Annotated in this window: 26 protein-coding genes and 1 riboswitch; of the genes, 19 read left to right on the top strand and 7 right to left on the bottom strand. The window is 33.4% G+C overall.

What is annotated here, in order from left to right; all coding sequences use genetic code 11:
• Window positions 1-8 precede the first annotated feature (8 nt).
• From ACEE93_RS04510 to ACEE93_RS04490, 5 genes are all read left to right on the top strand, one after another.
• A complete protein-coding gene (locus tag ACEE93_RS04510; protein WP_449155536.1) occupies window positions 9-1,007 on the top strand; it encodes a thiamine pyrophosphate-dependent dehydrogenase E1 component subunit alpha in 999 nt (332 codons plus the stop codon).
• Window positions 1,000-1,983 carry an alpha-ketoacid dehydrogenase subunit beta gene (locus ACEE93_RS04505; protein WP_449155535.1) on the top strand — a complete coding sequence of 328 codons (984 nt, stop codon included), beginning with the start codon at window positions 1,000-1,002 and terminating at the stop codon, window positions 1,981-1,983. Before ACEE93_RS04510 ends, ACEE93_RS04505 begins: the two co-directional genes overlap by 8 nt.
• Window positions 1,984-1,995: 12 nt before the next feature.
• Entirely contained in the window at window positions 1,996-3,240 is a 1,245-nt protein-coding gene (locus ACEE93_RS04500) for a dihydrolipoamide acetyltransferase family protein (RefSeq protein WP_449155534.1), read from the top strand.
• Between the two features lie 81 nt (window positions 3,241-3,321).
• Window positions 3,322-3,759 (top strand): bacilliredoxin BrxB, encoded by a 438-nt coding sequence (gene brxB / locus ACEE93_RS04495; RefSeq protein WP_449155533.1) that lies wholly within the window; start codon window positions 3,322-3,324, stop codon window positions 3,757-3,759.
• A 12-nt stretch (window positions 3,760-3,771) separates the two neighbouring features.
• On the top strand, window positions 3,772-4,767 hold the full coding sequence (locus ACEE93_RS04490) for an aromatic acid exporter family protein (protein WP_449156415.1): 996 nt from the start codon (window positions 3,772-3,774) through the stop codon (window positions 4,765-4,767).
• 78 nt (window positions 4,768-4,845) lie between these two features.
• On the opposite strand, the gene prli42 is transcribed toward ACEE93_RS04490, so the two are convergent.
• Complete coding sequence (gene prli42, locus ACEE93_RS04485) at window positions 4,846-4,977, bottom strand: stressosome-associated protein Prli42 (RefSeq protein ID WP_449156414.1); 132 nt, start codon at window positions 4,975-4,977, stop codon at window positions 4,846-4,848.
• Window positions 4,978-5,218: 241 nt separating this feature from the next.
• Between prli42 and ACEE93_RS04480 the strand changes: the two genes are divergently transcribed.
• Both ACEE93_RS04480 and gndA read left to right on the top strand, forming a co-directional pair.
• Window positions 5,219-6,331: a M20/M25/M40 family metallo-hydrolase gene (locus tag ACEE93_RS04480; protein ID WP_449156413.1), complete on the top strand. Its 1,113-nt coding sequence runs from the start codon at window positions 5,219-5,221 to the stop codon at window positions 6,329-6,331.
• Between the two features lie 91 nt (window positions 6,332-6,422).
• Entirely contained in the window at window positions 6,423-7,826 is a 1,404-nt protein-coding gene (gene gndA, locus ACEE93_RS04475; RefSeq protein WP_449155529.1) for an NADP-dependent phosphogluconate dehydrogenase, read from the top strand.
• Window positions 7,827-7,896: 70 nt separating this feature from the next.
• Here gndA and ACEE93_RS04470 read toward each other — a convergent pair whose 3' ends face one another.
• The gene (locus ACEE93_RS04470) at window positions 7,897-8,754 is read right to left on the bottom strand and encodes an effector binding domain-containing protein (RefSeq protein WP_449155528.1); all 858 of its coding nucleotides are present in this window, start codon (window positions 8,752-8,754) and stop codon (window positions 7,897-7,899) included.
• Window positions 8,755-8,940: 186 nt separating this feature from the next.
• The gene (gene zwf, locus ACEE93_RS04465) at window positions 8,941-10,425 is read right to left on the bottom strand and encodes a glucose-6-phosphate dehydrogenase (protein WP_449155527.1); all 1,485 of its coding nucleotides are present in this window, start codon (window positions 10,423-10,425) and stop codon (window positions 8,941-8,943) included.
• A 180-nt stretch (window positions 10,426-10,605) separates the two neighbouring features.
• Here zwf and rnz point away from each other — a divergent pair, with 180 nt between their 5' ends.
• Window positions 10,606-11,523 carry a ribonuclease Z gene (gene rnz, locus ACEE93_RS04460; RefSeq protein ID WP_449155526.1) on the top strand — a complete coding sequence of 306 codons (918 nt, stop codon included), beginning with the start codon at window positions 10,606-10,608 and terminating at the stop codon, window positions 11,521-11,523.
• 78 nt (window positions 11,524-11,601) lie between these two features.
• Here the strand turns inward: rnz and proC are convergent, their stop codons facing one another.
• Both proC and ACEE93_RS04450 read right to left on the bottom strand, forming a co-directional pair.
• Window positions 11,602-12,420 (bottom strand): pyrroline-5-carboxylate reductase, encoded by an 819-nt coding sequence (gene proC / locus ACEE93_RS04455; RefSeq protein ID WP_449155525.1) that lies wholly within the window; start codon window positions 12,418-12,420, stop codon window positions 11,602-11,604.
• Between the two features lie 119 nt (window positions 12,421-12,539).
• Complete coding sequence (locus tag ACEE93_RS04450; protein ID WP_449155524.1) at window positions 12,540-13,448, bottom strand: aldo/keto reductase; 909 nt, start codon at window positions 13,446-13,448, stop codon at window positions 12,540-12,542.
• An 80-nt stretch (window positions 13,449-13,528) separates the two neighbouring features.
• Between ACEE93_RS04450 and ACEE93_RS04445 the strand changes: the two genes are divergently transcribed.
• The 3 genes from ACEE93_RS04445 to xerD all read left to right on the top strand — a co-directional run bounded on the left by ACEE93_RS04445 (window position 13,529) and on the right by xerD (window position 15,551).
• Window positions 13,529-14,071, top strand: coding sequence for an NUDIX domain-containing protein (locus ACEE93_RS04445; RefSeq protein WP_449155523.1), 543 nt, complete (start codon window positions 13,529-13,531; stop codon window positions 14,069-14,071).
• A gap of 106 nt (window positions 14,072-14,177) precedes the next feature.
• On the top strand, window positions 14,178-14,627 hold the full coding sequence (gene fur, locus ACEE93_RS04440; RefSeq protein WP_449155522.1) for a ferric iron uptake transcriptional regulator: 450 nt from the start codon (window positions 14,178-14,180) through the stop codon (window positions 14,625-14,627).
• Between the two features lie 36 nt (window positions 14,628-14,663).
• Window positions 14,664-15,551 (top strand): site-specific tyrosine recombinase XerD, encoded by an 888-nt coding sequence (xerD, locus tag ACEE93_RS04435; RefSeq protein WP_449155521.1) that lies wholly within the window; start codon window positions 14,664-14,666, stop codon window positions 15,549-15,551.
• A gap of 36 nt (window positions 15,552-15,587) precedes the next feature.
• Here xerD and ACEE93_RS04430 read toward each other — a convergent pair whose 3' ends face one another.
• On the bottom strand, window positions 15,588-16,109 hold the full coding sequence (locus tag ACEE93_RS04430; RefSeq protein ID WP_449155520.1) for a DUF309 domain-containing protein: 522 nt from the start codon (window positions 16,107-16,109) through the stop codon (window positions 15,588-15,590).
• Between the two features lie 87 nt (window positions 16,110-16,196).
• On the opposite strand from ACEE93_RS04430, the gene ACEE93_RS04425 reads away from it, so the two are divergent.
• The 6 genes from ACEE93_RS04425 to ACEE93_RS04400 all read left to right on the top strand — a co-directional run bounded on the left by ACEE93_RS04425 (window position 16,197) and on the right by ACEE93_RS04400 (window position 21,608).
• The gene (locus tag ACEE93_RS04425; protein ID WP_449155519.1) at window positions 16,197-16,934 is read left to right on the top strand and encodes a segregation and condensation protein A; all 738 of its coding nucleotides are present in this window, start codon (window positions 16,197-16,199) and stop codon (window positions 16,932-16,934) included.
• Window positions 16,915-17,448, top strand: a complete 534-nt coding sequence (gene scpB, locus ACEE93_RS04420; protein WP_449155518.1) for an SMC-Scp complex subunit ScpB — start codon at window positions 16,915-16,917, stop codon at window positions 17,446-17,448. Before ACEE93_RS04425 ends, scpB begins: the two co-directional genes overlap by 20 nt.
• 4 nt (window positions 17,449-17,452) lie before the next feature.
• Window positions 17,453-18,193: a pseudouridine synthase gene (locus tag ACEE93_RS04415; RefSeq protein ID WP_449155517.1), complete on the top strand. Its 741-nt coding sequence runs from the start codon at window positions 17,453-17,455 to the stop codon at window positions 18,191-18,193.
• 111 nt (window positions 18,194-18,304) lie between these two features.
• Window positions 18,305-19,030, top strand: coding sequence for a response regulator (locus ACEE93_RS04410; protein ID WP_449155516.1), 726 nt, complete (start codon window positions 18,305-18,307; stop codon window positions 19,028-19,030).
• A complete protein-coding gene (locus ACEE93_RS04405) occupies window positions 19,014-20,768 on the top strand; it encodes an ATP-binding protein (protein ID WP_449155515.1) in 1,755 nt (584 codons plus the stop codon). The genes ACEE93_RS04410 and ACEE93_RS04405 overlap by 17 nt, the downstream gene beginning before the upstream one ends.
• Window positions 20,769-20,876: 108 nt before the next feature.
• Window positions 20,877-20,993, top strand: a riboswitch (FMN riboswitch).
• A gap of 69 nt (window positions 20,994-21,062) precedes the next feature.
• Entirely contained in the window at window positions 21,063-21,608 is a 546-nt protein-coding gene (locus ACEE93_RS04400) for an ECF transporter S component (RefSeq protein ID WP_449155514.1), read from the top strand.
• A gap of 83 nt (window positions 21,609-21,691) precedes the next feature.
• Here ACEE93_RS04400 and ACEE93_RS04395 read toward each other — a convergent pair whose 3' ends face one another.
• Window positions 21,692-21,940 carry a ferredoxin gene (locus ACEE93_RS04395; RefSeq protein WP_014613875.1) on the bottom strand — a complete coding sequence of 83 codons (249 nt, stop codon included), beginning with the start codon at window positions 21,938-21,940 and terminating at the stop codon, window positions 21,692-21,694.
• A 103-nt stretch (window positions 21,941-22,043) separates the two neighbouring features.
• Between ACEE93_RS04395 and ACEE93_RS04390 the strand changes: the two genes are divergently transcribed.
• Together ACEE93_RS04390 and ACEE93_RS04385 are read left to right on the top strand one after the other, a co-directional pair.
• A complete protein-coding gene (locus tag ACEE93_RS04390) occupies window positions 22,044-22,988 on the top strand; it encodes a helix-turn-helix domain-containing protein (protein WP_449155513.1) in 945 nt (314 codons plus the stop codon).
• Window positions 22,982-24,358 carry a RecQ family ATP-dependent DNA helicase gene (locus tag ACEE93_RS04385; RefSeq protein ID WP_449155512.1) on the top strand — a complete coding sequence of 459 codons (1,377 nt, stop codon included), beginning with the start codon at window positions 22,982-22,984 and terminating at the stop codon, window positions 24,356-24,358. The genes ACEE93_RS04390 and ACEE93_RS04385 overlap by 7 nt, the downstream gene beginning before the upstream one ends.
• The last annotated feature ends 119 nt before the right edge of the window (window positions 24,359-24,477 follow it).

Genomic DNA, 24,477 nt, shown 5'->3' with positions numbered 1-24,477 from the left:
TCTTTAGAATGGAAGATTATAAAGAAGCTAATCTTGAAATTGAAGATGTTAAAACAATGTATAAAGCAATGAATTTAGGACGCCAACTTGACGAAAGAATGTGGCTTTTAAACAGAGCTGGTAAAATCCCTTTCGTTATTAGTTGTCAAGGCCAAGAAGCCACACAAGTTGGAACGGCATTTGCCCTTGAAAAAGGGGATATTACGGCACCATATTATCGTGATTTAGCATTAGTGACATACTTAGGTATGACCCCATTAGAAACAATGCTATCTGCGTTTGGTAAACGAGATGATATTAGTTCTGGTGGTAAACAAATGCCTTCACATTTCAGCAAAAAAGAAATCGGAATTATGTCTCAAGGCTCCTCAGTTTCAACACAGATTTTACATGCGGTGGGCGCCTCATTATCATTGAAAATGGATCAAAAAGCACAAGTTGCATTAACTACGCTTGGAGAAGGAAGTTCCAACCAGGGTGACTTTCATGAAGGTTTAAACTTCGCAAGTGTTCATAAACTTCCCTTTATTTGTTTGATTGAAAACAACAAATATGCGATTTCTGTGCCAACTTCTTTACAATATGCAGCGAATCAGTTATCAGACCGCGCTCAAGGATACGGTATGTTTGGTGAAACAGTAGATGGTAACGATCCAATTGCCGTGTATAAAGTGATTAAAAAAGCGAGAGAACGTGCGTTAAATGGAGAGGGACCTTCACTCATTGAAGCCGTGTGTACACGCCTCACAGCACATTCTTCTGATGATGATGATGGTTATAGAACTACAGAAGAAAAAAGTGATGATAAAGCAAATGATTGTAATATACAATTTAAGAATTATATGTTAGCACATCAAATTGCTGATGAAGCCTGGTTTGAAAAAGTAGAGAAAGAAAATAAAGATATTGTGAATTCAGCCACGAAAGAAGCTGAATTAGCTCCATATCCGGATGTATCTGAAACATATGAACATGTCTATGAGCAAGGAGGCCCTTTTAATGGTTAAACAATCATATTTAGAAGCAATTAATGATGCATTAAATTTAGCGTTAGCACAGGATAACTCGACATTTTTACTTGGTGAAGATATCGGGAAAAAGGGCGGTGTTTTTGGTGTCACAAAAGGCCTACAAGAAACATACGGTATGCATCGTGTGATAGATACGCCACTAGCAGAATCTAATATTGTTGGAACAGCAATTGGCGCTAGTATGATGGGTAAAAGAGCCATTGCAGAAATTCAATTTGCGGAGTATATTCTACCAGCTACCAATCAAATCATGAGTGAAGCTGCAAAAATGCGATATCGCTCAAATAATGATTGGCATGCACCGATTACTATTCGCGCGCCTTTCGGTGGAGGTATCCATGGTGCGTTGTATCATTCACAAAGTATTGAAAGTGTGTTTACATCAACACCTGGATTAATTGTAGTCATTCCTTCAACACCCTATGATGCGAAAGGATTACTTTTATCATCAATTGAATCTAATGATCCAGTGTTATATTTTGAACATAAAAAAGCTTATCGTCTTTTAAAAGAGGACATACCCGAATCTTACTACACTGTACCTCTAGGTAAAGCAGATGTAAAAAGAGAAGGTGACGATATTACGGTATTTACATACGGTTTAGCTGTAAATTATTGTGTACAAGCTGCAGATTTATTAGAAGAAGAAGATATTAGCGTAGAAGTAGTTGATTTACGTACGATTTATCCACTTGATCAATTTACTATTATTGAAAGAGCGAAACATACAGGTAAATGTTTGCTTGTCACTGAAGACAATTTAGAAGGTAGTGTGATGTCTGAAGTAGCTGCTATTATAGCGGAACATTGTTTATTTGATTTAGATGCACCTATTATGAGATTAGCTGGTCCTAATGTGCCTTCTATGCCATTTTCTCCACCACTTGAGGAAGAATTTATGATTAATCCAGATAAAATTCAAGATAAAATGCGTGAACTTGCATTATTTTAAGGAGGATTTCTGATGTACATTAAAATGCCAAAACTCGGAGAAAGTGTTCATGAAGGGACGCTTGATCAATGGTTTATTAAAGAGGGAGATACGGTAGCTGAATATGATCCATTATGTGAGGTCATTACTGATAAAGTAACGGCTGAAGTGCCCTCTACTTATGACGGTAAAATAACAAAATTATTGGTTGAACCAGGTCAAACAATTCAAGTAGGAGAGCCTATCTGTGAAATTGAAGCTAATGGCAATGACCTTGTTGAAACGCCAACTTCAAATGAACCAGATCAACAATCGAAAAGTGCGAATCAACAAGATCATATTCAAACGCAAGTATCTTCTACTCAATTATCTAAAAATAATGGACGATATTCACCAGTTGTACTCAAATTAGCATCTCAAAATAATGTTGACTTATCACAAGTAACAGGAACTGGTTTTGAGGGACGTGTGACTAAAAAAGATATTTTAAAATGGATCACTTCATCTCAATCTCAGGAAAATGAGCCATCAACTCAAACGGATACATCTCAAACCAATCATCCTTCCCCTCAAATGACACGTCAAGATTCATTACCAATTGATGGTGTACGTCGTCAAATTGCACAAAAAATGAAACAAAGTGTACAAGAAATTCCGCATGCTTGGATGGCAATTGAAGTGGATGCAACAGAAATGAGTAAGACACGCAATCATTACAAAAATCAATTTAAACAACAAGAAGGCTATAATCTAACATTCTTTGCCTTTTTTATAAAAGCAGTTGCAGAAACACTAAAAAATCACCCATTATTAAATAGTACGTGGCATGAGAATGAAATCATTGTACATTCTGATATTAATATTTCAATTGCAGTCGCGCACGATCAACATTTATTTGTACCAGTTATTCATAATGCTGATGAGAAATCAATCAAAGGTATCGCCAAAGAAATTCATTTACTTGCCAATAAAGCTAAAAATAATCAACTTACACAAAAAGATATGCAAGGTGGTACGTTTACTGTAAACAACACTGGTTCATTTGGTTCAGTGAGTTCGATGGGGATAATCAATCATCCTCAAGCTGCTATTTTACAAGTTGAATCCATCGTTAAACGTCCAGTAGTGATCGATGATATGATTGCCATTCGAGATATGGTGAATTTATGTCTTTCAATTGACCACCGTATTTTAGATGGTTTAGCAGCAGGGCAATTTATGCAAGAAATAAAACAACGCATTGAAAGTTATACATTGAGTCAAACTTCTGTATATTAAATGACATTAAAACTTGAAATATTGAATTGCAGAAGGTCATTTAGTAAAATGAAAGCAACTGAAATCATGGAGGAATGAGTTATGGATTTAAATTTTGATTTATATATGAATGATGTTGTAAAACAAGCACGTAAAGACATGGATAATGCAGGTTACGAATCTTTAACTACTGAAGAAGAAGTAGACCAAGTATTCCAACAAGATGGCACAACACTCGTAATGATCAACTCAGTGTGTGGTTGTGCAGGTGGTATTGCACGTCCTGCAGCAACACATGCTTTACATTATGATGTTTTACCTGATCGATTAGTCACTGTATTTGCTGGTCAAGATAAAGAGGCAACTCAACGTGCACGTGATTATTTCGAAGGATATGCACCATCAAGTCCATCGTTTGCCTTAATGAAAGATGGTAAAATCACACAAATGATTGAACGTCATCAAATTGAAGGTCACGATATCATGGATGTTATTACTCAATTACAAAACTTATTCGATAAATATTGTGAAGAAAAGTAAAGGAGATACCGGATGTTTCGTTTAAATCCTTATCGTATTGGATTTAGAACAATTAAAACAGCGGTAGGTATGGCACTCGGCGTAATGATTACAAAATTCTTAGGACTAGATAATTATGCGTCTAGTGCCATTTTAGTTGTTTTATGTATAAAAGATACGAAAGTTAACTCTTTAACGGCTATTATTTCAAGATTTATCTCTTGTCTTATCGCTATTGGATTAGGTTCACTCATTTTTTCATTATTAGGCCAATCTGCTATCGTACTTGGCATTATTGTTTTATTTTTTATCCCATTAACGGTCATGATAGGTATGCAAGAAGGTGTAGTTACTAGTATTGTTATTTTACTACATATCTTTAATGCTGAAGTGATAGATTTAAATCTAATGATTAATGAAGTGTTATTACTTATCGTCGGTTTATCTATTGCCGTATTAATGAACAGTATTATGCCTAATCTGGATAATGTATTAGAACGTTACAAAGAAGAAATAGAAAACTATATTCAAAACGTGTTTCTGACATTCAGCGAAAATTGTAAAACGCATCCTCAACACTCATCCGTTTCATTTACACCATTAATGAATAAAATACAAGAAGCCAAATCTGTAGCTTTTAGAGATGTCAAAAACCATTTTGTACGTAACGAAAATAGCTACTATCATTATTTTGATATGCGAGAAGATCAACTTGAAATTCTCAAGCATATACAATTTCATATTCAACATATGTATACTACAGATGACATCAATCAAGATATAGCATACTTATTTGAAGAAATGGCTGAGAATGTTAATGAAAATAACTATACAGCTCTGAGATTACATACGTTATATCAAATTCGTTTAAAAATTGATGAACAACCTTTACCCAAAACCAAAGAAGCGTTGTATACTCGTGCAAATATTATACAAATTTTATACGATACGGAAGAGTACCTCGCTATTAAATCTAAATTTGGCTCTTTAAAAATGCACCATGAAATAGCGAATACTCAAAAACCCTGATAGAGGCTTTAAGTCAATCCTCCATCAGGGTTTCTTGTTAAATTTTCATTGTTTCACTATTAAGCATAATCATTAGTCTTATGTAGACATAAGTGGTGCTACTCCTGTTAAAATCAGTGATGCAATAATTGCAAGTAACATAATAATTAATAGGACTTTGCGCACTTTTTTATTTAACATAGCAATAATACCTCCGCATTTTATCAGCAAATACTTCTATAATAGTGTAAATTATATCATGTCATCATGACGTTGTATATTTTAATATGTCATTGAGTTTGATATTTTCATTAAATGAAACACAATCCATTTTCAAATGATACACTATTCATTTTATACCCTTAATCTCATTCTGCATAACAACTTCTTTAATCTTGTATAAATCTCAATAGTTTTCTTTTATAGTCATTTTCGTTAAACTTAAATCACTATCAGAACAAAGGGTGAAACGATGATGAATAACGAAAGATTAATACAAACATTTTTAGAATTGGTTCAAATTGATTCAGAAACTGGTAATGAAGGGCAGATCCAAACATTTTTAAAAGATCAATTTCAGAAGTTAGGTTTAGACGTTAAAGAGGATAATGCACAACACACTACAGGTTTTGGGGCTAACAATTTAATTTGTACTTTGCCAGCGACCGAAGAAGGACATGACAAAATTTACTTCACAAGCCACATGGACACGGTAAAACCAGGCGAAAATGTTAAACCGCAAATAAAAGATGATGGTTATATTTATTCTGATGGACAAACGATTCTAGGTGCAGACGATAAAGCAGGCTTGGCTGTGATATTAGAAGTTTTACAAACGATACAAAGTGAAAAATTACCGCATGGACAATTACAGTTTATTATTACTGTTGGCGAAGAATCTGGTCTTGTAGGAGCTAAAGCACTACAATCAGAAATGCTTGAGGCCGATTATGGTTATGCGATTGATTCAGCAGTACCAGTAGGTGACATAACAGTAGGCGCACCCTATCAGATGAAAATCGATGCCAAGATTTACGGCAAAAATGCCCATGCAGGCACACCTGAAAATGGAGTCAGTGCAATTAAGATTGCTTCACACGCTATACAACAAATGAAGTTAGGAAGAATAGATGATGAGACCACTGCGAATATTGGCCGTTTTGAGGGTGGTGGCCCGACTAATGTCGTAACAGATTTGGTAACCATTTGGGCAGAAGCACGTTCTCATTCTAAAGATAAAATCGAAGCTCAAGTTCAACATATGAAGGAAACTTTTATCAATACAGCCCATTCATATGGAACGTCAGCAGATGTTGAAACGTCATTATCTTACCCAGGATTTTTAGTTGAAAAAGATGCTACGGTAATACAAAACGCTGTAAAAGCAGCACAACATATTGGTTTAAATTCAAACCTTGGTATTGGCGGTGGGGGTTCTGACGGTAATATCATTAACGGCCTTGGTATCCCTACTGTTATTTTAGGAGTAGGCTATGAAAACATTCATACCACAGAAGAACGCATTGCTAAACAATCATTGATTAAGTTGTCAGAATTTGTCCTTTCAATTATTAAAACAGTATAAAATAGACTAATCGTCTAATCATTTTTTTATCAAATGAAGTCAGCAATATGGTACAATATAGCCGTAATTTATAATAAGCGAGGTTAATAATATGACACAACAAATCGGTGTAGTAGGACTTGCCGTAATGGGAAAAAATCTAGCATGGAATATAGAATCACGTGGATATAGTGTTTCAGTATATAATCGTTCATCTGAAAAAGTCGATACTATGATTAAAGAATCTGAAGGCAAAAATATTGTGCCTACTTATTCATTAGAAGAATTTGTTAACTCTCTAGAAAAACCAAGAAAAATTTTATTAATGGTTAAAGCAGGTGAAGCAACAGATAAAACAATTGATTCACTACTTCCATTACTAGACCATGATGATATTTTAATCGATGGTGGTAATACAAATTACCAAGATACAATTCGTCGAAATAAAGCATTAGCTGAAAGTGGTATTAACTTTATCGGTACAGGTGTATCCGGCGGTGAGATTGGTGCTTTAACTGGTCCTTCTATGATGCCAGGCGGGCAAAAAGAAGCTTACGAAAAAGTCGCTGACATTTTTGAAGCGATTTCCGCTAAAGCTGAAGATGGTCAACCTTGTGTGACTTATATTGGACCAAATGGGGCAGGTCATTACGTTAAAATGGTACACAATGGTATCGAGTATGCTGATATGCAACTGATTGCAGAAAGTTATACTTTAATGAAAGACTTACTTAAAATGTCTCATGAAGAAATTTCTGAAACGTTCAAAGAATGGAACGCTGGTGAATTAGAAAGTTACCTAATTGAAATTACTGGTGATATCTTTACAAAACTAGATGAAGATGGTACACCACTTGTTGAAAAGATTATGGATAAAGCAGGGCAAAAAGGTACAGGTAAATGGACATCAATTAATGCCTTAGAGCTTGGCGCACCTTTAACAATAATTACTGAATCAGTATTTGGACGCTTTATTTCTTCATTAAAAGAACAACGTGTTAAAGCATCTCAATATTTAAACGGACCTAAAGCAACGTTCGAAGGAGACAAAGCAGCTTTCCTTGAAAATATTAGACGTGCTTTATACATGAGTAAAATTTGTTCTTATGCACAAGGTTTTGACCAAATGAAAACAGCGAGTGAGGTTAATGATTGGGGCTTACAATTAGGAGAATTAGCAATGATTTGGCGAGAAGGTTGTATCATTCGTGCACAATTCCTACAAAAAATTAAAGAAGCCTATGATCAAAACGCTTCATTACAAAACCTTTTATTAGATGATTACTTTAAAAATATCGTCACTGACTATCAAACAGCATTACGTGATGTTGTCGCTACAGCTGTGCAAAATGGAGTAGCCGTTCCAGGATTTGCAGCTAGTATCAATTATTATGATAGTTACCGTTCAGAAGATTTACCAGCAAATCTTATTCAAGCACAGCGTGACTACTTTGGTGCGCACACTTATGAACGCAAAGATAAAGAAGGGACTTTCCATACACAATGGAATGAGTAATTCATAATTCATAGACAAAAACACCACAAATTATTTTGTGGTGTTTTTTATGTGATAAATCACTTTATCGTTATATTTCATCGACATTTACAGGTATACAGAGTTGTACTTTGGTATGTGGATCCTCAAACGAAATAGATAAAGGATAAATTTCAATATATAAACGATCATGTTCATATGGTAAAGTAAGTTGTAAACTCGTTTCGATATAATGCCAAGCCTCACTTGTGACAAAATCAATCTCACCTTGTAAGTTAAACACTGCATATTGTTCTTGATTTAAATACCTATCCTCAAATTGAGCAGGGTAGCGTTGAGATGGCACACCTGCAAAGACCTCTAAACCATCTTCTAATGGACAACTAATCACAAACAGGGCATGTGGACTTATATCATTATATTTTGACATTTCATCTAAAGTGCCTGCAACTTTTAAATCCTCTAAAAAATCTGGAATAATAAAGTGATTATCCAATTCAGAAGATGGAATAAATTTTGATGTGCCAATAAGTGAAACATCTCCAACTTCTTCTAATCGATAAGTATAGGGTTTAGCAGTCGATTTCGTTAATTTTAAATAAAGGCGTTCTTGCAAATGAAGTTGATCTTTTTTGATTTTAGCTTGTAATGGTGAGACGTTATGATATTCACTAAAATCATGTGCGAATGTATTTGCGTCGTTATAATTAAATTTTTTGGCCAAATCGATTAAACGACTATTACCATGTATTAAGTCATATGCTGCTAAAGTCATACGTCGTGAATGCCAATATTCTCTAGGAGTTAATCCTAAAATCATGGTGAAAGATTGTTCTAGATGATAGGGGGATATTTCAACATATTCAGATAATATTTGAAAATCAAATGTTTCATATAAATGATCTTCAATATATACAATTGATTGTTGAAGTTTATTAATAACATCCAAAGTGATCTCACTCCTAAAACGATACTAAGATGACATTGTTTAATATCAAACTCTAATTATTCATTATAAAGCAAAAAGTGCTAAGTTACACAATATTTATAGGTAACTTAGCAAATTTTTTAAGCAACTTTATCAATGATATGAATGGATTTTCTTAAATTTGTGTGTTCATTGAACTTTTGTACATTATTGGATATCGTCCCACCATTTAAAACCATCACGACTAAGTAATAAATCACTTTCAAGAGGACCATTTGTACCAGCTTCGTAATTTGGAAAATCTGGTTCAAATTTATCCCATTCATTTTGAATGGCATCTACAAATTTCCAAGTCGCTTTAAGTTCTTCCCAATGTGTAAAGTTGGTCGCATCACCTTTAAGACAATCAAATAAAAGGTTTTCGTATGCATCAACAGTATTCATTTTATCTTGTGCACTCATCGCATATGATAATTGAACTGGTTCAGTTTCGATACCTTGCACATATTTTTTACCGTTGAGATGGATCGAAACACCTTCATTAGGTTGAATATTTATCACTAATAAATTAGAGTCTAAATGTTTATCCTTTTCATAGTATAAATTCATGGGTACTTCTTTGAACTCTACAACCACTTGAATGGATTTACGCTTCATGCGTTTACCCGTTCTAATATAAAAAGGGACGCCAGCCCATCTGAAATTATTAATACATACTTTTCCAGAAACAAATGTGGGTGTATTTGACTCTGGAGAAACTCTATCTTCTTCACGATAAGCTTTAACGGGTTGCTCTTTGATTGTCCCTTTATCATACTGACCACGTACGAAATGATTATGGACATCTTCACCATCTAAAACTTGGAGTGATTTTAACACTTTAACCTTTTCAGAACGAATGTCGTCACTCTCTAAGCTAATAGGGGGCTCCATTGCTAATAAAGCAACCATCTGTAACATATGATTTTGTACCATATCTTTAAGCGCACCACTAGACTCATAGTAACCTCCACGATCTTCTACACCTAATGTTTCGGAAGAAGTCACTTGGATGTTGGAGATATATTTATTATTCCAAAGCGGTTCAAACATGGCATTACTAAAACGTAAAACTTCGATATTTTGTACCATATCTTTCCCTAAATAGTGGTCAATTCTAAAGATTTCTTCTTCTTTGAAAGAACGTCGAATTTGTTGATTGAGTGATTCTGCTGAGGATAAATCACTTCCAAATGGTTTTTCAATGACTAATCTTTTAAAACCTGTTGTATTAGTGAGACCAGATGATTTTAAATAATCTGTAACTACACCAAAAAATTGTGGTGCCATCGCTAAGTAAAATAAGCGATTACCATCTAAAGAAAAAGTTTTATCTAACGCTTCACTTAGTTGTAATAACTTGTAGTAACTTTGCTCATCGTTAACGTCGTGAGGTTGATAAAAAATATGTTGAATAAATTTATCTAAATGTTTTGTATCTTGGACATGCGCTTGAATTGAATTTTTAACTTGTGTTCTAAAATCATCATTAGAGAGTTCGCGTCGACCTATACCAATAATCGCAATTCTTTCGTCCAAATGGTTTTGTTGAAATAGATGGAATAATGAAGGAAATAATTTGCGGTGACTTAAATCTCCTGTTGCTCCAAATATTGTTATTAGCGCAGGAATCTGATTGTGTGTCTTATTCAAGATTCAAAACCTCAATTCTTAATTTAGTATGATATATTTTATTATAAAACATTCCCTTATTTTGGGTCATACAATTTGCTTTTAAATTAATCACATTTTTGATTTCTTTTTTGAATGCATAAGGTGACAATACCCTTATATATATTTTTTATGATACTATAATTGAGTGGAGGTGTATATATGGAGGTTACATTTTTCGGGACGAGCGCCGGTCTACCAACAAAAGAGAGACACACACAGTCTGTTGCTTTAAAACTTGAACCGTATTCCAAAGATTTTTGGCTGTTCGATGTAGGTGAGGGGACACAACATCAAATTTTGCATCATTCCATTAAATTAGGAAAGGTAAGTCATATTTTTATTACACATATGCACGGCGATCATTTGTATGGGCTACCTGGTGTACTCACGAGCCGTTCATTTCAAGGTGGGGCTGATAAACCTTTAACAATTATAGGTCCAAAAGGTATCAAGGCGTTTATCGAACACACAATGAGCTTATCTTATGCCCATCTGTCATATCCTATCAAAATTATTGAAATTGAAGATGAAGTACAATTTTCTATTGATGAATTTAAAGTAAAGGTTTTACCGCTCAATCACGGCGTACCAAGTTATGGATTCCGCATTGAGGCACCTTATACACCTGGAAAATTGGATGTTAATAAATTGAAAGAAATTGGAATTCCTCCAGGCCCAAAATACCAAGAGATTAAAGTAAATGACACATTCGAATATAATGGAAAAGTTTATGATGCTAATGCCTTTAAAGGACCTGAGCAAAAGGGACCAGTTGTAACAGTATTTGGTGATACAAAACCGTGCGATAATGAATTGATACTTGCACAAGCAGCAGATGTCATCATACATGAAGCTACATTTTTAGAAGGCGATCATACATTAGCAAATGAATATTTTCATAGCCATATCAATGATGTTTTACAATTAATTGAAAGCGCCCAAGTTAAACACGCTTTACTAACACATATCAGCAATCGTTATACTAAAGAAGAAGTAGAGGCAATTTCAACTCAACTTCGACAACACCACGACATTTCCTTTGAGTTAGTTAATGATTTTGACAGCTATCAATTTTAATATCATTAAAATATGCTTCATGTATCAAATAACCTGATAGATTATTCTACATGAAGCATATCTTTATCAATGATTTAATTATGAATCGTCGTCTTGATTAGCTAATTCCACACTTCGGTTGACAGCTGCATTTAAGCAATCTTCAAAAATACCTTCAATATCATATTCTGATAATGCATTAAGGCCTGCTTGAGTCGTACCGCCTTTAGACGTAATATTTTTTCGAAGTTGTTCCATACTTAAGTCTGAACGCTCAATCATTTTACTTGTTCCGATAATCAGTTCCTGGATAGATTCTTCAACTTGAGATTTCTCAAGTCCTAGCTTAGTACCAGCAATGACATATTTTTCAAACACATGATATAAAAAGGCTGGACCGCTTCCTGTAATAGCAGTCACTTGGTGTAAATGATCTTCTTGAACTTCTATCGCTGAACCAAATGCATTAATTAATGATAAAACTTCATCTTTCGACTTTGGTCCGAAATTTTTAGAAAAACTTACACCTGTTACCGAATGACCCACATGTGCATTCGTATTTGGCATAATACGTGCAATTGGATTATCCACTTCGAGTTGTTCTCTAATATAAGAAATCGGTAAGCCTGCCATAATAGAGATAAATTTATTATTAGGATTAGCATTATTTTTAATGCGTTCTGCAAGTTGTTCAAAATTATGAGGTTTCGAACCTAAAAATACGTAATCAGCATCTTTTAACAACGCAGCATCATCGTAACTATATTGAATGCCTAGTGTATCTCTATATTCTATCAACGCTTCTTCATTCGAACGGTTAGTTAAGTGAATTTGATCAGCAGGTAAAATTTCAGAGTTAATAATACCTGTAAATATCGCATGGGCCATATTACCAGCACCATAAAATACGATTTTCATTATTATGTCACTTCCTCATTAGTGTATTGGGTTATATAGATAAAATGATAAAAAATCTTCTTCAATCATTATTACCCTATTTTCAGAAAGTTATTACAAATATTTGCTGATAGAATACATTAATCTAAATGATTGGTATATTGTAGTGATTTTACAATCTCTCTAGCTTTAGCTACTTTATCATGATCAATATCTTTTTGATAATTTGAGACATTTTCTAAAAGTTGATCAGGAGAACTTGCTCCTACGATGATAGATCCTAAACTATTAAATGATTTTAAGTAATTCATTGTTAATGTTGCTAAGTTAGGTTCTAATTCATGTAATTGATCAACAGTGTCTTTAATTTCATCAGGTTGATAAGATAGAATACCATCTTGGAATTTTTCTTCTAAAGCTTTGTTATAATTATTTGTTAACATCCCTTTGAATAGGGGACCTCTCGCAAGCAATTTAACATCATGTTGCTCAATTTCATCCAATAACATTTCCGGTCTATTATCAATTAAGTTAAATTGAGACATTAATGTTTCAATCTGACTATGTTCTAAATAATAACGAATAACATTAGGGCGAATAGAAGATAAACCATATGCTCTAATTAAACCTTCTTGTTTTAATTCATCAAACGCGCTAATTGTTTCATCTAACGGATCTTCAATTGTTCCTCCATGTAACATATATAAATCTAAATGCTCTAAACCTAATTTGCGTAATGATGTTTTGACACTTTCTTTAATATGTTTTTTTGAAGGATCCCAGAACATTTCACCATTGTCTTTCAAACGGTTACCAACTTTAGTACCAATAACAATATCGTCTCTTTGTTGAAATTGTTTCAACGCTTTACCAACAATCGGTTCATTTTCACCTTTATCATAGACATCAGCGGTATCAAAGTAAGTAATACCTTGATCAACAGCTGTATGAATAATGCGTTCTGCCTTTTGATAATCTGTGCCAAGACTCATGCATCCAAGACCTAGTTCTGAGATAGAAATGCCACTTTTTAATGTATTTTTTTGCATGATATAACCCCTTCCGATAAAATTTAACTATAATCCCATAGTAGCAAAGTCATACTATAAATGAAAAGGAGTAAATAAGAATGACATTTGAAGAGAAAACATTATCAAAAGAAGCCATTTATGAAGGAAAAATCATTAATGTTGAAAAACATAAAGTGTTATTACCAAATAATGAAACATCTTATAGAGAAGTTGTTAAACATAATGGGGCTGTCGCAGTATGTGCATTAACCCCAGACAACGAGGTTATTTTGGTGAGACAATACCGCAAACCAATGGATGAAGTATTATTAGAGATACCTGCAGGCAAGTTAGAACCAGGTGAAGATCGAATGAGTGCGGCTAAACGTGAATTAGAGGAAGAAACAGGATATAAAACAGAATCACTGACACTTATTGGAGAAGTCTACGGGTCACCAGGGTTCGCAGATGAAAAAATATCAATTTACTTTACAGATCAATTATCAGAAGGAAAAGTTCAATTGGATGATGATGAATTTGTTGAAAAAACGCTTTACAGTCTTTCTGATGTTGAACAGGCAATGGCTAATCAAGAAATCAATGATGCCAAAACATTTATTGCCCTACAGTATCTATTATTAAATTATAATCATTCTAAATAAAAAAGAGGCGGATATTTGCTTTTTTTCTCAATTACTGATAATTTATTAGCAAAGAAGTAATTTAGATTATAATCATTTCAAATTTAAAGTAGGGAGTGACGCTTCCGTGGAAGAACGTTTAAATCGCGTGAAGCAACAACTACAACAATCATCTTACAAACTTACACCACAACGTGAAGCAACAGTACGTGTACTGATTGAAAATGAGGCCGATCATTTAAGTGCTGAGGATGTTTACTTGAAAGTAAAAGAAAAAGCACCTGAAATTGGCCTAGCGACCGTTTATAGAACGTTAGAATTGCTAGCCGAACTAAAAGTGGTTGATAAAGTAAGTTTTGGAGATGGTGTTGCACGTTTTGATTTGCGAAAAGAAGGCTCAGAACATTTTCATCACCACCTTGTTTGTATGGAGTGTGGTCGGGTTGATGAAATTGAAGAAGATTTATTACCTCAAGTGGAAGAACGGGTTGAAAATGAGTTTCAATTTAAAATACTAGATCACCGTTTAACATTTCATGGTATTTGTAAAGCGTGTCAAGATAAAAAGAACCGTTAACACTGCCAATAGCTTGATAGAATTGGGGTTATTTTCATGAACGAAGTAATAGAGGAATACTTAAAATTTATCCAAATCGAAAAAGGTTTATCAAAGAACACAATTGCCGCTTATCGTCGTGATTTAAACCATTACGCTGAATTTTTAGAACGACAAAAAATACAGCATTTAGATTTCGTGACGCGCGAGTTAATACAGTTATGGTTTGGACAATTACACGATGAAGGACGCTCATCTAAATCTATTGCTAGATTTACATCGACTGTTAGAAGTTTTCATCAGTTTGCATTAAGGGAGAATTATTCAAAACAAGACCCTACAGTGCTTATCGAAACACCTAAATACGAGCGTAAATTACCTGATGTATTATCAGTAGACGATATTGATCTTCTATTAAGTGCCCCTAGATTGGATAAAGTAAATGGGTACCGTGATCGTACGATGCTTGAATTATTATATGCCACAGGAATGCGTGTTAGTGAATTAATTAATATTGAAGTTGAAGATGTTAACTTAATGATGGGATTTGTAAAGGTTTTTGGAAAGGGGAACAAAGAACGTATTGTCCCTTTAGGTGAAACAGTCATTGACTACTTAACATATTATATCCAAAACATCCGACCTCAACTATTAAAGAAAACGGTGACACATACATTATTCTTAAATATGCATGGCAAAGCACTCACAAGACAAGGTGTTTGGAAAATTTTAAAACAAACGGGTGTAAAAGCAGGAATCACAAAACGATTAACACCACATACGCTGCGCCATTCATTTGCTACCCATTTATTAGAGAATGGTGCTGATTTACGTGCTGTACAAGAAATGTTAGGACACTCAGATATCTCTACTACACAACTTTACACACACGTATCAAGTGCGCAAATACGACAAATATATCATCAATATCATCCACGTGCCTAAGTTAAGGCTGTATTATAACAAGTGTGAAAGGTTTAGTTAGCGAAACCTTTCACGCTTATTTTGTCTATCATATAATGCTTGTATTCTCGCATCAATTACTGAACTACGATCGCGATATTTATGGTGATCCTTAATAGATGGGTGATGAACAATATTTAAGTTCAATTGATAATTTGGATGTTGTTGTATAATAAGATGATACATTTCAGAAGTGATTGGAATTTCTATAGGCGCAAAAGGAGTTTGTTTGGACGTAGCTTCAATTAATTGCTCTAACATATTGACATACTGATCAAAATTCACGCCTAGCTGCATTACTTGTTGAAAAGGCGCTTCTTTAATAATTTTTTGAGCTTTCATAAACGTTCGATGCGCCCCTACATAATTCTGGCGTCTATAATGATAAGCGCCAGTAGCAAGTAAGATCAGACTGACAATTGCATCTTTTTTTGAATGGATGAGTTGTGCTTTCCAGCATTCTTCTAAAATGTCATGACATAAAAAATAATGCTGTTCTACATGAAATTGATAAAAATAGTCAATTAATGCTTGTTCCAAATGTACATACCTCCAACACGTTTTTAAAACATGCTATAATAAATTTTGATATATTGCATTAAATGCAAACAGAAATGAGGAAATTTTATGTATGAAGTTAAACTAGATGCGTTTAACGGACCATTAGATTTATTATTACATCTTATACATGAATTTGAAATCGATATTTATGATATTCCAATGAGAGAACTTACGCAACAATATCTACAATACATACATGCAATGAAGCAATTAGAAATCAATGTTGCAAGCGAATATTTATTAACCGCTTCAGAGTTATTAATGATTAAAAGTAAAATGTTACTACCTCATACGACACAAGATGATTTAGTAGAAGAAGATCCTCGTGAAGAACTCGTCGAAAAGTTAATTGAATATCAAAATTATAAAGCGTACTCTCAAATGTTAGAAGAAAAGCAATTAGATCGTCATGCCTTATATACTAAAGTACCCAGTGACTTATCAAAATATGAAACCAACGATCAATTAGATTCAAACACTACACTAGATATAACCGATCTTATGATTGCGTATCAAAAATTAAAAACGCGAGCTACATTTAAAAAGCCAACAACTGTTAATATTAAAAAAGAAAATGTAACTGTTCAACAATCGACTGAACATATCTTTCAGCAGTTAGCATCTCATCAACAATTAACATTTTTTGATTTGTTTCAATTCGATGAACCCCTTGAATATGTGGTCACACATTTCATTGCGCTTTTAGATATGGCGAAAAACGGCTTAATTCAAATTACGCAAAATAAAGCATTTCATAATATCACAATTAATAAAGGAGTTAACTATGGCAGTTATTACGACTGAAGCACTGATCGCCTTGTTATATACCACAGGCGAAAATGGTATAGATGAACAACAATTGCTTCAAATACTTGAAATTGATCAAAATACTTTAGAAGAAACGATTCAATCGGTTCAATTACCTGGTTTAGAAATTCATAAATTTGGACAAGTTTACATATTAACAACAGAGCGTAAAATGGAACCATATATTGAGTCACTTATCGAAAACAAAGACAACTCAAAATTATCACAGGCTGCAATGGAAACACTTGCAATTATTGCTTATAATCAACCTATAACACGTAATGATATTGAGATGATTCGAGGAATTAATTCAGATGGACCTGTCAAAACTTTAATCGCTAAAGGACTTATCCAATCGATTGCTACAAAGGAATCCCGAGCACAACAACTGTATACGACAGATTTATTTTTAAATGTATTTGGATTATCTAGTTTAGAAGCATTACCTACCACTGATGAAGATGAAGAAGAGATTGAATCATTTTTTAATGAATTGATAGAAAAGGAGTAATATCATGACAAATGAACTTGAAAGACTGCAAAAAAGAATTGCAAAAAGTGGTTATACATCTAGACGAAAGGCTGAAACATTAATACAAGATGGCCGAGTTAAAGTAAATCATAAAACTGTCACTGAACTTGGGACAAAAGTCGCACCATCTGACCAAGTGAGCATTGACGATGTGCCAATTGAACTTGAAGATAAACTTTACATTCTTTTTTATAAACCAACTCAAGTTATTACAAGTGTTTCTGATGATCGTGGTCGACGTGTGGTATTAGACTACTTTGATGATTTAGAAACGCGTATTTTCCCTGTAGGTCGTTTAGATTATGATACTTCCGGTTTGTTGCTATTAACGAATGATGGGGAATTTACGAATTTAATGACGCATCCTAAATATAAAATTCCTAAAACATATGTAGTTAAAATAGAAGGGTACATCATGCGTGATCAGCTAAAAGAACTTGAAAAAGGGATTCAATTAGAAGATGGGGCGACACAACCTGCTAAAGTTAAATTAAAGAAGCAGAATAAAGAAAAAAATACGTCGTTAATTGAAATTACGATTACTGAAGGACGAAATAGACAAGTTCGTCGTATGTTTGAATACTTTGGCTTTAAAGTTGAAAAGTTAACACGTATTTCATTTGGACCATTAACATTAAAAGGTTTAGGTGCAGGAGAAGGTCGTGTTTTATCACCTCACGAAGTTAAAACACTTAGACAACTGGCCGAAAAAGGTCATCAGTAATTATGATCAGTAAATCACAAAATTAATTGTTTTATTATCTAGTAGAATCCGCTATATGTTATAATAAAAATTAATTATGGATATGACACCAGGTGTAGGAGGGATGTCATGATGGCTAATAAAATTTTAGTCGTAGATGATGAACAACGAATTAGGAAATTATTAAAATTATATTTAGAAAGAGAAGGTTTTGAAATCATCGAAGCAAGTGATGGTAAAGAAGCATTAGACTATTCTCTTAAGCATGATTTTTCATGCATACTATTAGATTTAATGTTACCTGAAATTGATGGCATTGACGTCGCAATACGCATTCGCGCTACTAAAGAAACACCGATTATCATGCTTACAGCAAAAGGTGAAGAAAATAATCGTGTAGAAGGATTTGAATCTGGCGCAGATGATTATATTGTCAAACCTTTTTCTCCTAGGGAAGTCGTTTTAAGAGTTAAAGCTTTATTGAGACGAACTCAAACTACAACCTCAGAGCAAAATGAACCTCATACACGTGATATGTTAGAGTTTCCTCATTTAACAATTGATAATGATGCACATAAAGTTTTAGCTGATCAACAAGTTGTTAATTTAACACCAAAAGAATATGAGTTATTAATCTTTTTAGCCAAAACGCCAAATAAGGTATTTGATAGAGAGCAATTACTCAAAGAAGTTTGGCATTATGAATTTTATGGAGATTTAAGAACCGTGGATACACATGTTAAACGTTTACGCGAGAAACTGAATCGTGTATCAGGTGAAGCAGCAAAAATGATTCAAACTGTATGGGGTGTAGGATATAAATTTGAAGTTTTAACTGAAAATGAAGCGACTGAATAGCGTTGTTATAAAACTGTGGTTAACTATTATCTTAATAGTAACGACAGTTTTAATTTTATTAAGTGCTGCGCTTATCACCTTTATTCAACAGTACTATACCCATTTTGCTGAACAATCTCTCTACGAAAATGCTGAAAACATAACTGAAGTTATAGAACAAAGTGATGATCGTAAAACGGCTATTGAAAATAGTGAAATACTAATGGAAAGTAATATTAATTTTATTATTTTACCTGACAACGAAAGTAATACCAATCAATCACCTTTAAAACAAAAAATGCTTCAACAAATTGAAAACAACAAAGATTTTGAACGTGTGTTTAATAATAAACAACCTAAACTAGAACATGTTTCAATTAAATTAAACAATAAACAATATAAATATGTATTGTTAGGTTATCCAGCAAAAGATTATAACGGACAACCTTCAGCTGTCTTTATTTATCAGGATTTAAAAAGTATTGATGAAACAAATAATATTATTACTATTATTATTTTAATTACAGCTGTCGTAGCTTTAGCAGTCACAACAGTTTTCGCTTTTTTCTTATCAACTCGAATTACGAAACCACTTCGAGAGTTAAAAAGTCAAGCTCGCGAAGTAGCACGTGGTAATCAAGTTGAGCGTTTGCCTATTCATACTAAAGATGAAATTGGCGAATTAGCAATGACATTTAATAAAATGAGTTGGAGTATACAAAATCATATTAATGAGATTACAACATCTAAGAATATTCGTGATACGTTAATCAACTCAATGGTAGAAGGTGTCCTTGGTATTAATCATCGTCGAGAAATCATATTATCCAACAAACTTGCGCATAAAATGATTACTCAGATGTCCGAAGAGGATAAACAAAACTTTGAAAAACAAGTGACGCGTACGTTTGCTGATCAAAGCACAGAATATCAAGAATATGAAGTGAATAAACGCTATTTAGTCGTGATTACCACATATATCGATAAAATTGAATTGAATGGTAATAGTGGATTAGTTGTTGTAATTAGAGATATGACAAATGAACATCAAATGGACCAAATTAAAAAAGACTTTATCGCTAATGTATCTCATGAACTACGCACACCAATTGCATTATTACAAGGATATACCGAATCAATTGTAGACGGTATTGTAACTGAACCTAAAGAAATCAACGAATCATTAATGATTGTGCTCGATGAATCAAAACGTTTAAATCGTTTAGTCAATGAATTGCTTAATGTTGCTAAAATGGACGCTGAAGGTATTAATGTTTCTCAACAACTTCAACCGATGCGTTACTTAGTTGAAAAAATGGCAATAAAATATCGACAACAAGCTCAAGAATATCAACTTCATCTCAATTTCCAACTTGATGGGGTAATGGAAGATGATTGGTATTATGATTTCGATAGAATAGAACAAGTTTTAACTAATCTTGTGGATAATGCGACAAGATATACGCAACATGGGGATGAAATTTCAATTACAGCAACTGAAGATGAAAACTATCACATACTCAACATTTCAGACACTGGTGTTGGTATCGCTGAGGAACATTTACCATCTGTTTTTGAACGCTTTTACAAAGTGGATGCAGCCCGTAAAAGAGGTAAACAAGGCACAGGATTAGGTTTATTTATTTCTCGAATGATCGTTGAAGCACACTGTGGTACTATTCATGTGGAAAGCCAACTTGGTGTTGGCACAACGTTCATTATTAAATTACCTAAAAAAGACTATCTATTAACACGTTAATTCAAACGATATCATGTCGAAAATGATTTAGATTTGTAAGTAAGTCTTGCAAAATGATTGTTTAAATAGGCATTGTCTTGTATGATATAGCTACAAATTTGAAATAAAATTCATCTTCGGGGTCGGGTGTAAATCCCAACCGGCAGTGAAAGCCTGCGAGCCATGTATGGTTGATCTAGTGAAATTCTAGAGCCGACAGTATAGTCTGGAAGGGAGAAGATGGAGGTTTATTTGTGTTGTTTTAATCATCATCACGCCTCCTATTCGAATAAGATGAATTAAAGGAGGTTGCATATGAAAAAACAAAATAAACGACTTATCATCGTAGGAATGTTAAGTGCCATCGCTTTTATTTTAATGTTTATTAAATTTCCATTGCCATTTCTACCACCATATTTGACAGTGGATTTTAGTGATGTACCTGCATTACTTGCGACTTTTACATTTGGACCATTAGCTGGCATATTAGTAGAGCTAATCAAAAATATTTTAAACTTTTTATTTAATATTAGTGATCCAATAGGACCCATCGCCAATTTCTTAGCAGGTATTAGTTTATTACTCACTAGTTATTGGATTTACTATAAAAGACAAACAACACGCTCTCTTATAGTCGGGTTAGTATTAGGTGTTATTATGATGACGATCGTATTAAGTATCCTAAACTACTTTGTGCTATTACCACTTTACGGTATTATCATGAACCTTAGTGATATTAAAAATAACTTAAAAATCATCATTACAGCTGGTATTATTCCATTTAATATTATTAAAGGCGTTATTGTTTCTATCATATTTATACTTTTATATGGTCGATTAGGTCATATTTTGCGTAGATAGTGCTTTTATTAGTATAAAGATAAACAGCGCTGAAGTAATCATGAATTACTTCAGCGCTGTTTATATAACATCTAATACAATGTTTATTCGAATTTTAATGCGTCACCATCAAATGATTCTTCTTCTACTTTAATAGAATCTGTTGGACAACCTTCAAATGCATCTTCCAAGTCTTCATATAATTCTTCTGGAACTGGTGTTGTACCTTGGTTGTCATCAAGGATTACATACGCAATCCCTTCATCATCGTAGTCATATATATCAGGTGCAGCGGCGCCACATGCACCACATGCAATACAAGTATCCATATCTACAATTGTATATTTAGCCATTTTTTCGCCTCCCTTTTCAAAGCAACTCAATCACATTATAATTTCATTGTAGTGAGATATACTTTATTTTTCAATATTTTAGTCCATAGAACGGAGATTAACTATGAATGATTTAATCCAATATGCTTATCATAAAGCACATCCATACAAAACTGTAAAAAGCATATATAATATTATCATAGGTAAAAAAAGTCATCAAACTTTTTTCGATGCCACAACACTCAATTTACTGACTTTATTTGGATATATGCCAAGTTTGTCATACGCTCAATTTCAAAGCCTAGCATCTAACGAGACACAATTGACTTCAATTAATACGACGACTCATGTGACGTTTTATGAACTATCAGATACATTTACTACATTGCAATTACTCATCCAAACACTATCGCACCGTAAGCATCATCAGTTAAAGTTTTTACCCATCACTTCTAATATTCAAATTCATACAAAAGTCAAACAAATCTATCACGATATCCAGTACCATGATGATTTTGCAGTCGTTGAACAAGAAGTCTTTCAATTATTTGAAAGCTTGAATAAGCGTAATCCTAATAGCATCTTACATTACTATTTATGTGGTTATCAGGAAGCTATGTATACAGATAAACAAATATGTAGCCTTAATAGATGGGATGAAAATCAAGTAGCCGTACAATTCTATAATGATTTAGTGGAACTTTATAAACTATTAAAACAAACTAGTTCCTTTTCATATCTCACTAAATGTAAAGCGTTGCCGCACATTTCTATTAAGGTTGCTAATACGCTTAAATGGTATCAACAAGGTTGGTCTTTACAAAACATTGCACATCATTCACATGTCACTTTCAATACTATTGAAGATCATGTATTAGATTTATTTATAAAAGGGTATATAAACGATTATCATGCTTTTGTCACTCAAATTAATCAACGTTTTATTCAATATTACGATAGTCACCCTTATTTAAAACTTAAACATTATAAATCAATCTTTGAAGATATGAGCTATTTTGAATTAAAATTACATATCATTGGCATTGCAAAGGGGGACTTAAAATGTTGAATGAAGCACTTCAACACTTTTTCGGCTTTGATCATTTTAAGCCTGGACAAGAAGCTGTGATACAATCTGTACTCAACGGGAAGAATACATTAGGCGTATTGCCGACAGGTAGCGGTAAAAGTTTATGTTATCAACTACCCACTTATATCAATCAACAGCCAACGCTTGTGATCTCACCACTTATTTCTTTAATGGATGATCAAGTGATGCAAATGAAAATGAATGGAGAACCTCGTGTTGTTGCTATACATTCAGGTATGACTGAAGAAGAGCGACATACCGCATATACACAACTTAAGTCAGCACGTTTTATATTTGTTAGTCCAGAGTTTATCTTACAACCTAGACATTTCAAAAAAATTGCACATATTCCATTTGGTTTAATTGTATTAGATGAGGCACATTGTTTATCTGAATGGGGCTTTGATTTTAGACCACACTATATTCAAATCGGAGCTTTAACAAAACACTTTAAAGACGTTCCATTGTTAGCACTAACTGCTACTGCTGTATCACATTTACAAAATGATATTGAAATGGTCGTTAAGCGTAATTTTACAACGATCACTTTACCTATGGATCGGCCGAATATTTCTTTATCAGTTAAACACTGTCTTGATTTTGATGAAAAAATCGCACAATTATTAAGTATTATCCCAAATTCAGGACCAACCATTATTTACGTTTCTTCCAAAAAGATTTGTTACGATTTAGCAGAAACCATTTATCATAGTGGATTTTTAACTGGTATTTATCACGCTGATTTAACTTACCAAGAACGCCACACAGTTCAACAACAATTTTTAAACAATGATATTCCTATTATTGTGGCCACAAGTGCATTCGGCATGGGTGTTAACAAACCAGATATACGTACAGTTATCCATTTTCATTTACCGCCAAGTCCTTCTAATTTTATCCAAGAAATTGGAAGAGCAGGGCGTGACGGGTTACCAAGTCAATCTATTGCTTTATACCAAAATGAAGATTTGCATCTTATGGAAACGTTAGCGATTGAAAATTTAATTGATACGCGTGATATCGATGCTTACTTTCAAAACCAATTATTGAATGAAGAAAAAACAAAAATATTAGATCAACTCTCACAAGTCTTTAACGAGCCAACATTAAAACGAATTTTTGATGAACAATACACATTAAAACAAAACGCATTTGAACAAATGGTGTTATATGCGAATGCTTCTTCATGTAGACGTACGACGTTATTACGTTATTTTCATATGTCTAACACAACAGAAACCCAATGTTGTGATGTTTGTGAAACAATAAGGTTTATTAAGCAAAAAAATGAAAAGAAAGTACGTCGTCAAATGAATTATCATGAAAAGTTAGATAGTTTATTCGGATAGTTTCACAGTTTGCTTTACACTCCTATTTTAAACAAGCTATAATAACAATATAATTATTCGTCTACAATGTTTTTATTCAACTTAGCGTTTATTTATTCAAAAGAAAACAAATAACTATA

The organism is Staphylococcus sp. 11262D007BW, from assembly GCF_053547815.1.
The sequence above is the reverse complement of the archived record's forward strand: the minus strand, read 5'-3'. Positions and strand labels throughout refer to the sequence as shown.

Excerpts from the sequence above, each read along its gene's own strand:
- ACEE93_RS04510 (WP_449155536.1), top strand. The coding sequence starts at position 9 with ATGGAAGATTATAAAGAAGCTAATCTTGAAATTGAAGATGTTAAAACA.
- ACEE93_RS04505 (WP_449155535.1), top strand. The coding sequence starts at position 1,000 with ATGGTTAAACAATCATATTTAGAAGCAATTAATGATGCATTAAATTTA.
- ACEE93_RS04500 (WP_449155534.1), top strand. The coding sequence starts at position 1,996 with ATGTACATTAAAATGCCAAAACTCGGAGAAAGTGTTCATGAAGGGACG.
- brxB (WP_449155533.1), top strand. The coding sequence starts at position 3,322 with ATGGATTTAAATTTTGATTTATATATGAATGATGTTGTAAAACAAGCA.
- ACEE93_RS04490 (WP_449156415.1), top strand. The coding sequence starts at position 3,772 with ATGTTTCGTTTAAATCCTTATCGTATTGGATTTAGAACAATTAAAACA.
- ACEE93_RS04480 (WP_449156413.1), top strand. The coding sequence starts at position 5,219 with ATGATGAATAACGAAAGATTAATACAAACATTTTTAGAATTGGTTCAA.
- gndA (WP_449155529.1), top strand. The coding sequence starts at position 6,423 with ATGACACAACAAATCGGTGTAGTAGGACTTGCCGTAATGGGAAAAAAT.
- rnz (WP_449155526.1), top strand. The coding sequence starts at position 10,606 with ATGGAGGTTACATTTTTCGGGACGAGCGCCGGTCTACCAACAAAAGAG.
- proC (WP_449155525.1), bottom strand. The coding sequence starts at position 12,420 with ATGAAAATCGTATTTTATGGTGCTGGTAATATGGCCCATGCGATATTT.
- ACEE93_RS04450 (WP_449155524.1), bottom strand. The coding sequence starts at position 13,448 with ATGCAAAAAAATACATTAAAAAGTGGCATTTCTATCTCAGAACTAGGT.
- ACEE93_RS04445 (WP_449155523.1), top strand. The coding sequence starts at position 13,529 with ATGACATTTGAAGAGAAAACATTATCAAAAGAAGCCATTTATGAAGGA.
- xerD (WP_449155521.1), top strand. The coding sequence starts at position 14,664 with ATGAACGAAGTAATAGAGGAATACTTAAAATTTATCCAAATCGAAAAA.
- ACEE93_RS04425 (WP_449155519.1), top strand. The coding sequence starts at position 16,197 with ATGTATGAAGTTAAACTAGATGCGTTTAACGGACCATTAGATTTATTA.
- scpB (WP_449155518.1), top strand. The coding sequence starts at position 16,915 with ATGGCAGTTATTACGACTGAAGCACTGATCGCCTTGTTATATACCACA.
- ACEE93_RS04415 (WP_449155517.1), top strand. The coding sequence starts at position 17,453 with ATGACAAATGAACTTGAAAGACTGCAAAAAAGAATTGCAAAAAGTGGT.
- ACEE93_RS04410 (WP_449155516.1), top strand. The coding sequence starts at position 18,305 with ATGGCTAATAAAATTTTAGTCGTAGATGATGAACAACGAATTAGGAAA.
- ACEE93_RS04405 (WP_449155515.1), top strand. The coding sequence starts at position 19,014 with ATGAAGCGACTGAATAGCGTTGTTATAAAACTGTGGTTAACTATTATC.
- ACEE93_RS04400 (WP_449155514.1), top strand. The coding sequence starts at position 21,063 with ATGAAAAAACAAAATAAACGACTTATCATCGTAGGAATGTTAAGTGCC.
- ACEE93_RS04395 (WP_014613875.1), bottom strand. The coding sequence starts at position 21,940 with ATGGCTAAATATACAATTGTAGATATGGATACTTGTATTGCATGTGGT.
- ACEE93_RS04390 (WP_449155513.1), top strand. The coding sequence starts at position 22,044 with ATGAATGATTTAATCCAATATGCTTATCATAAAGCACATCCATACAAA.
- ACEE93_RS04385 (WP_449155512.1), top strand. The coding sequence starts at position 22,982 with ATGTTGAATGAAGCACTTCAACACTTTTTCGGCTTTGATCATTTTAAG.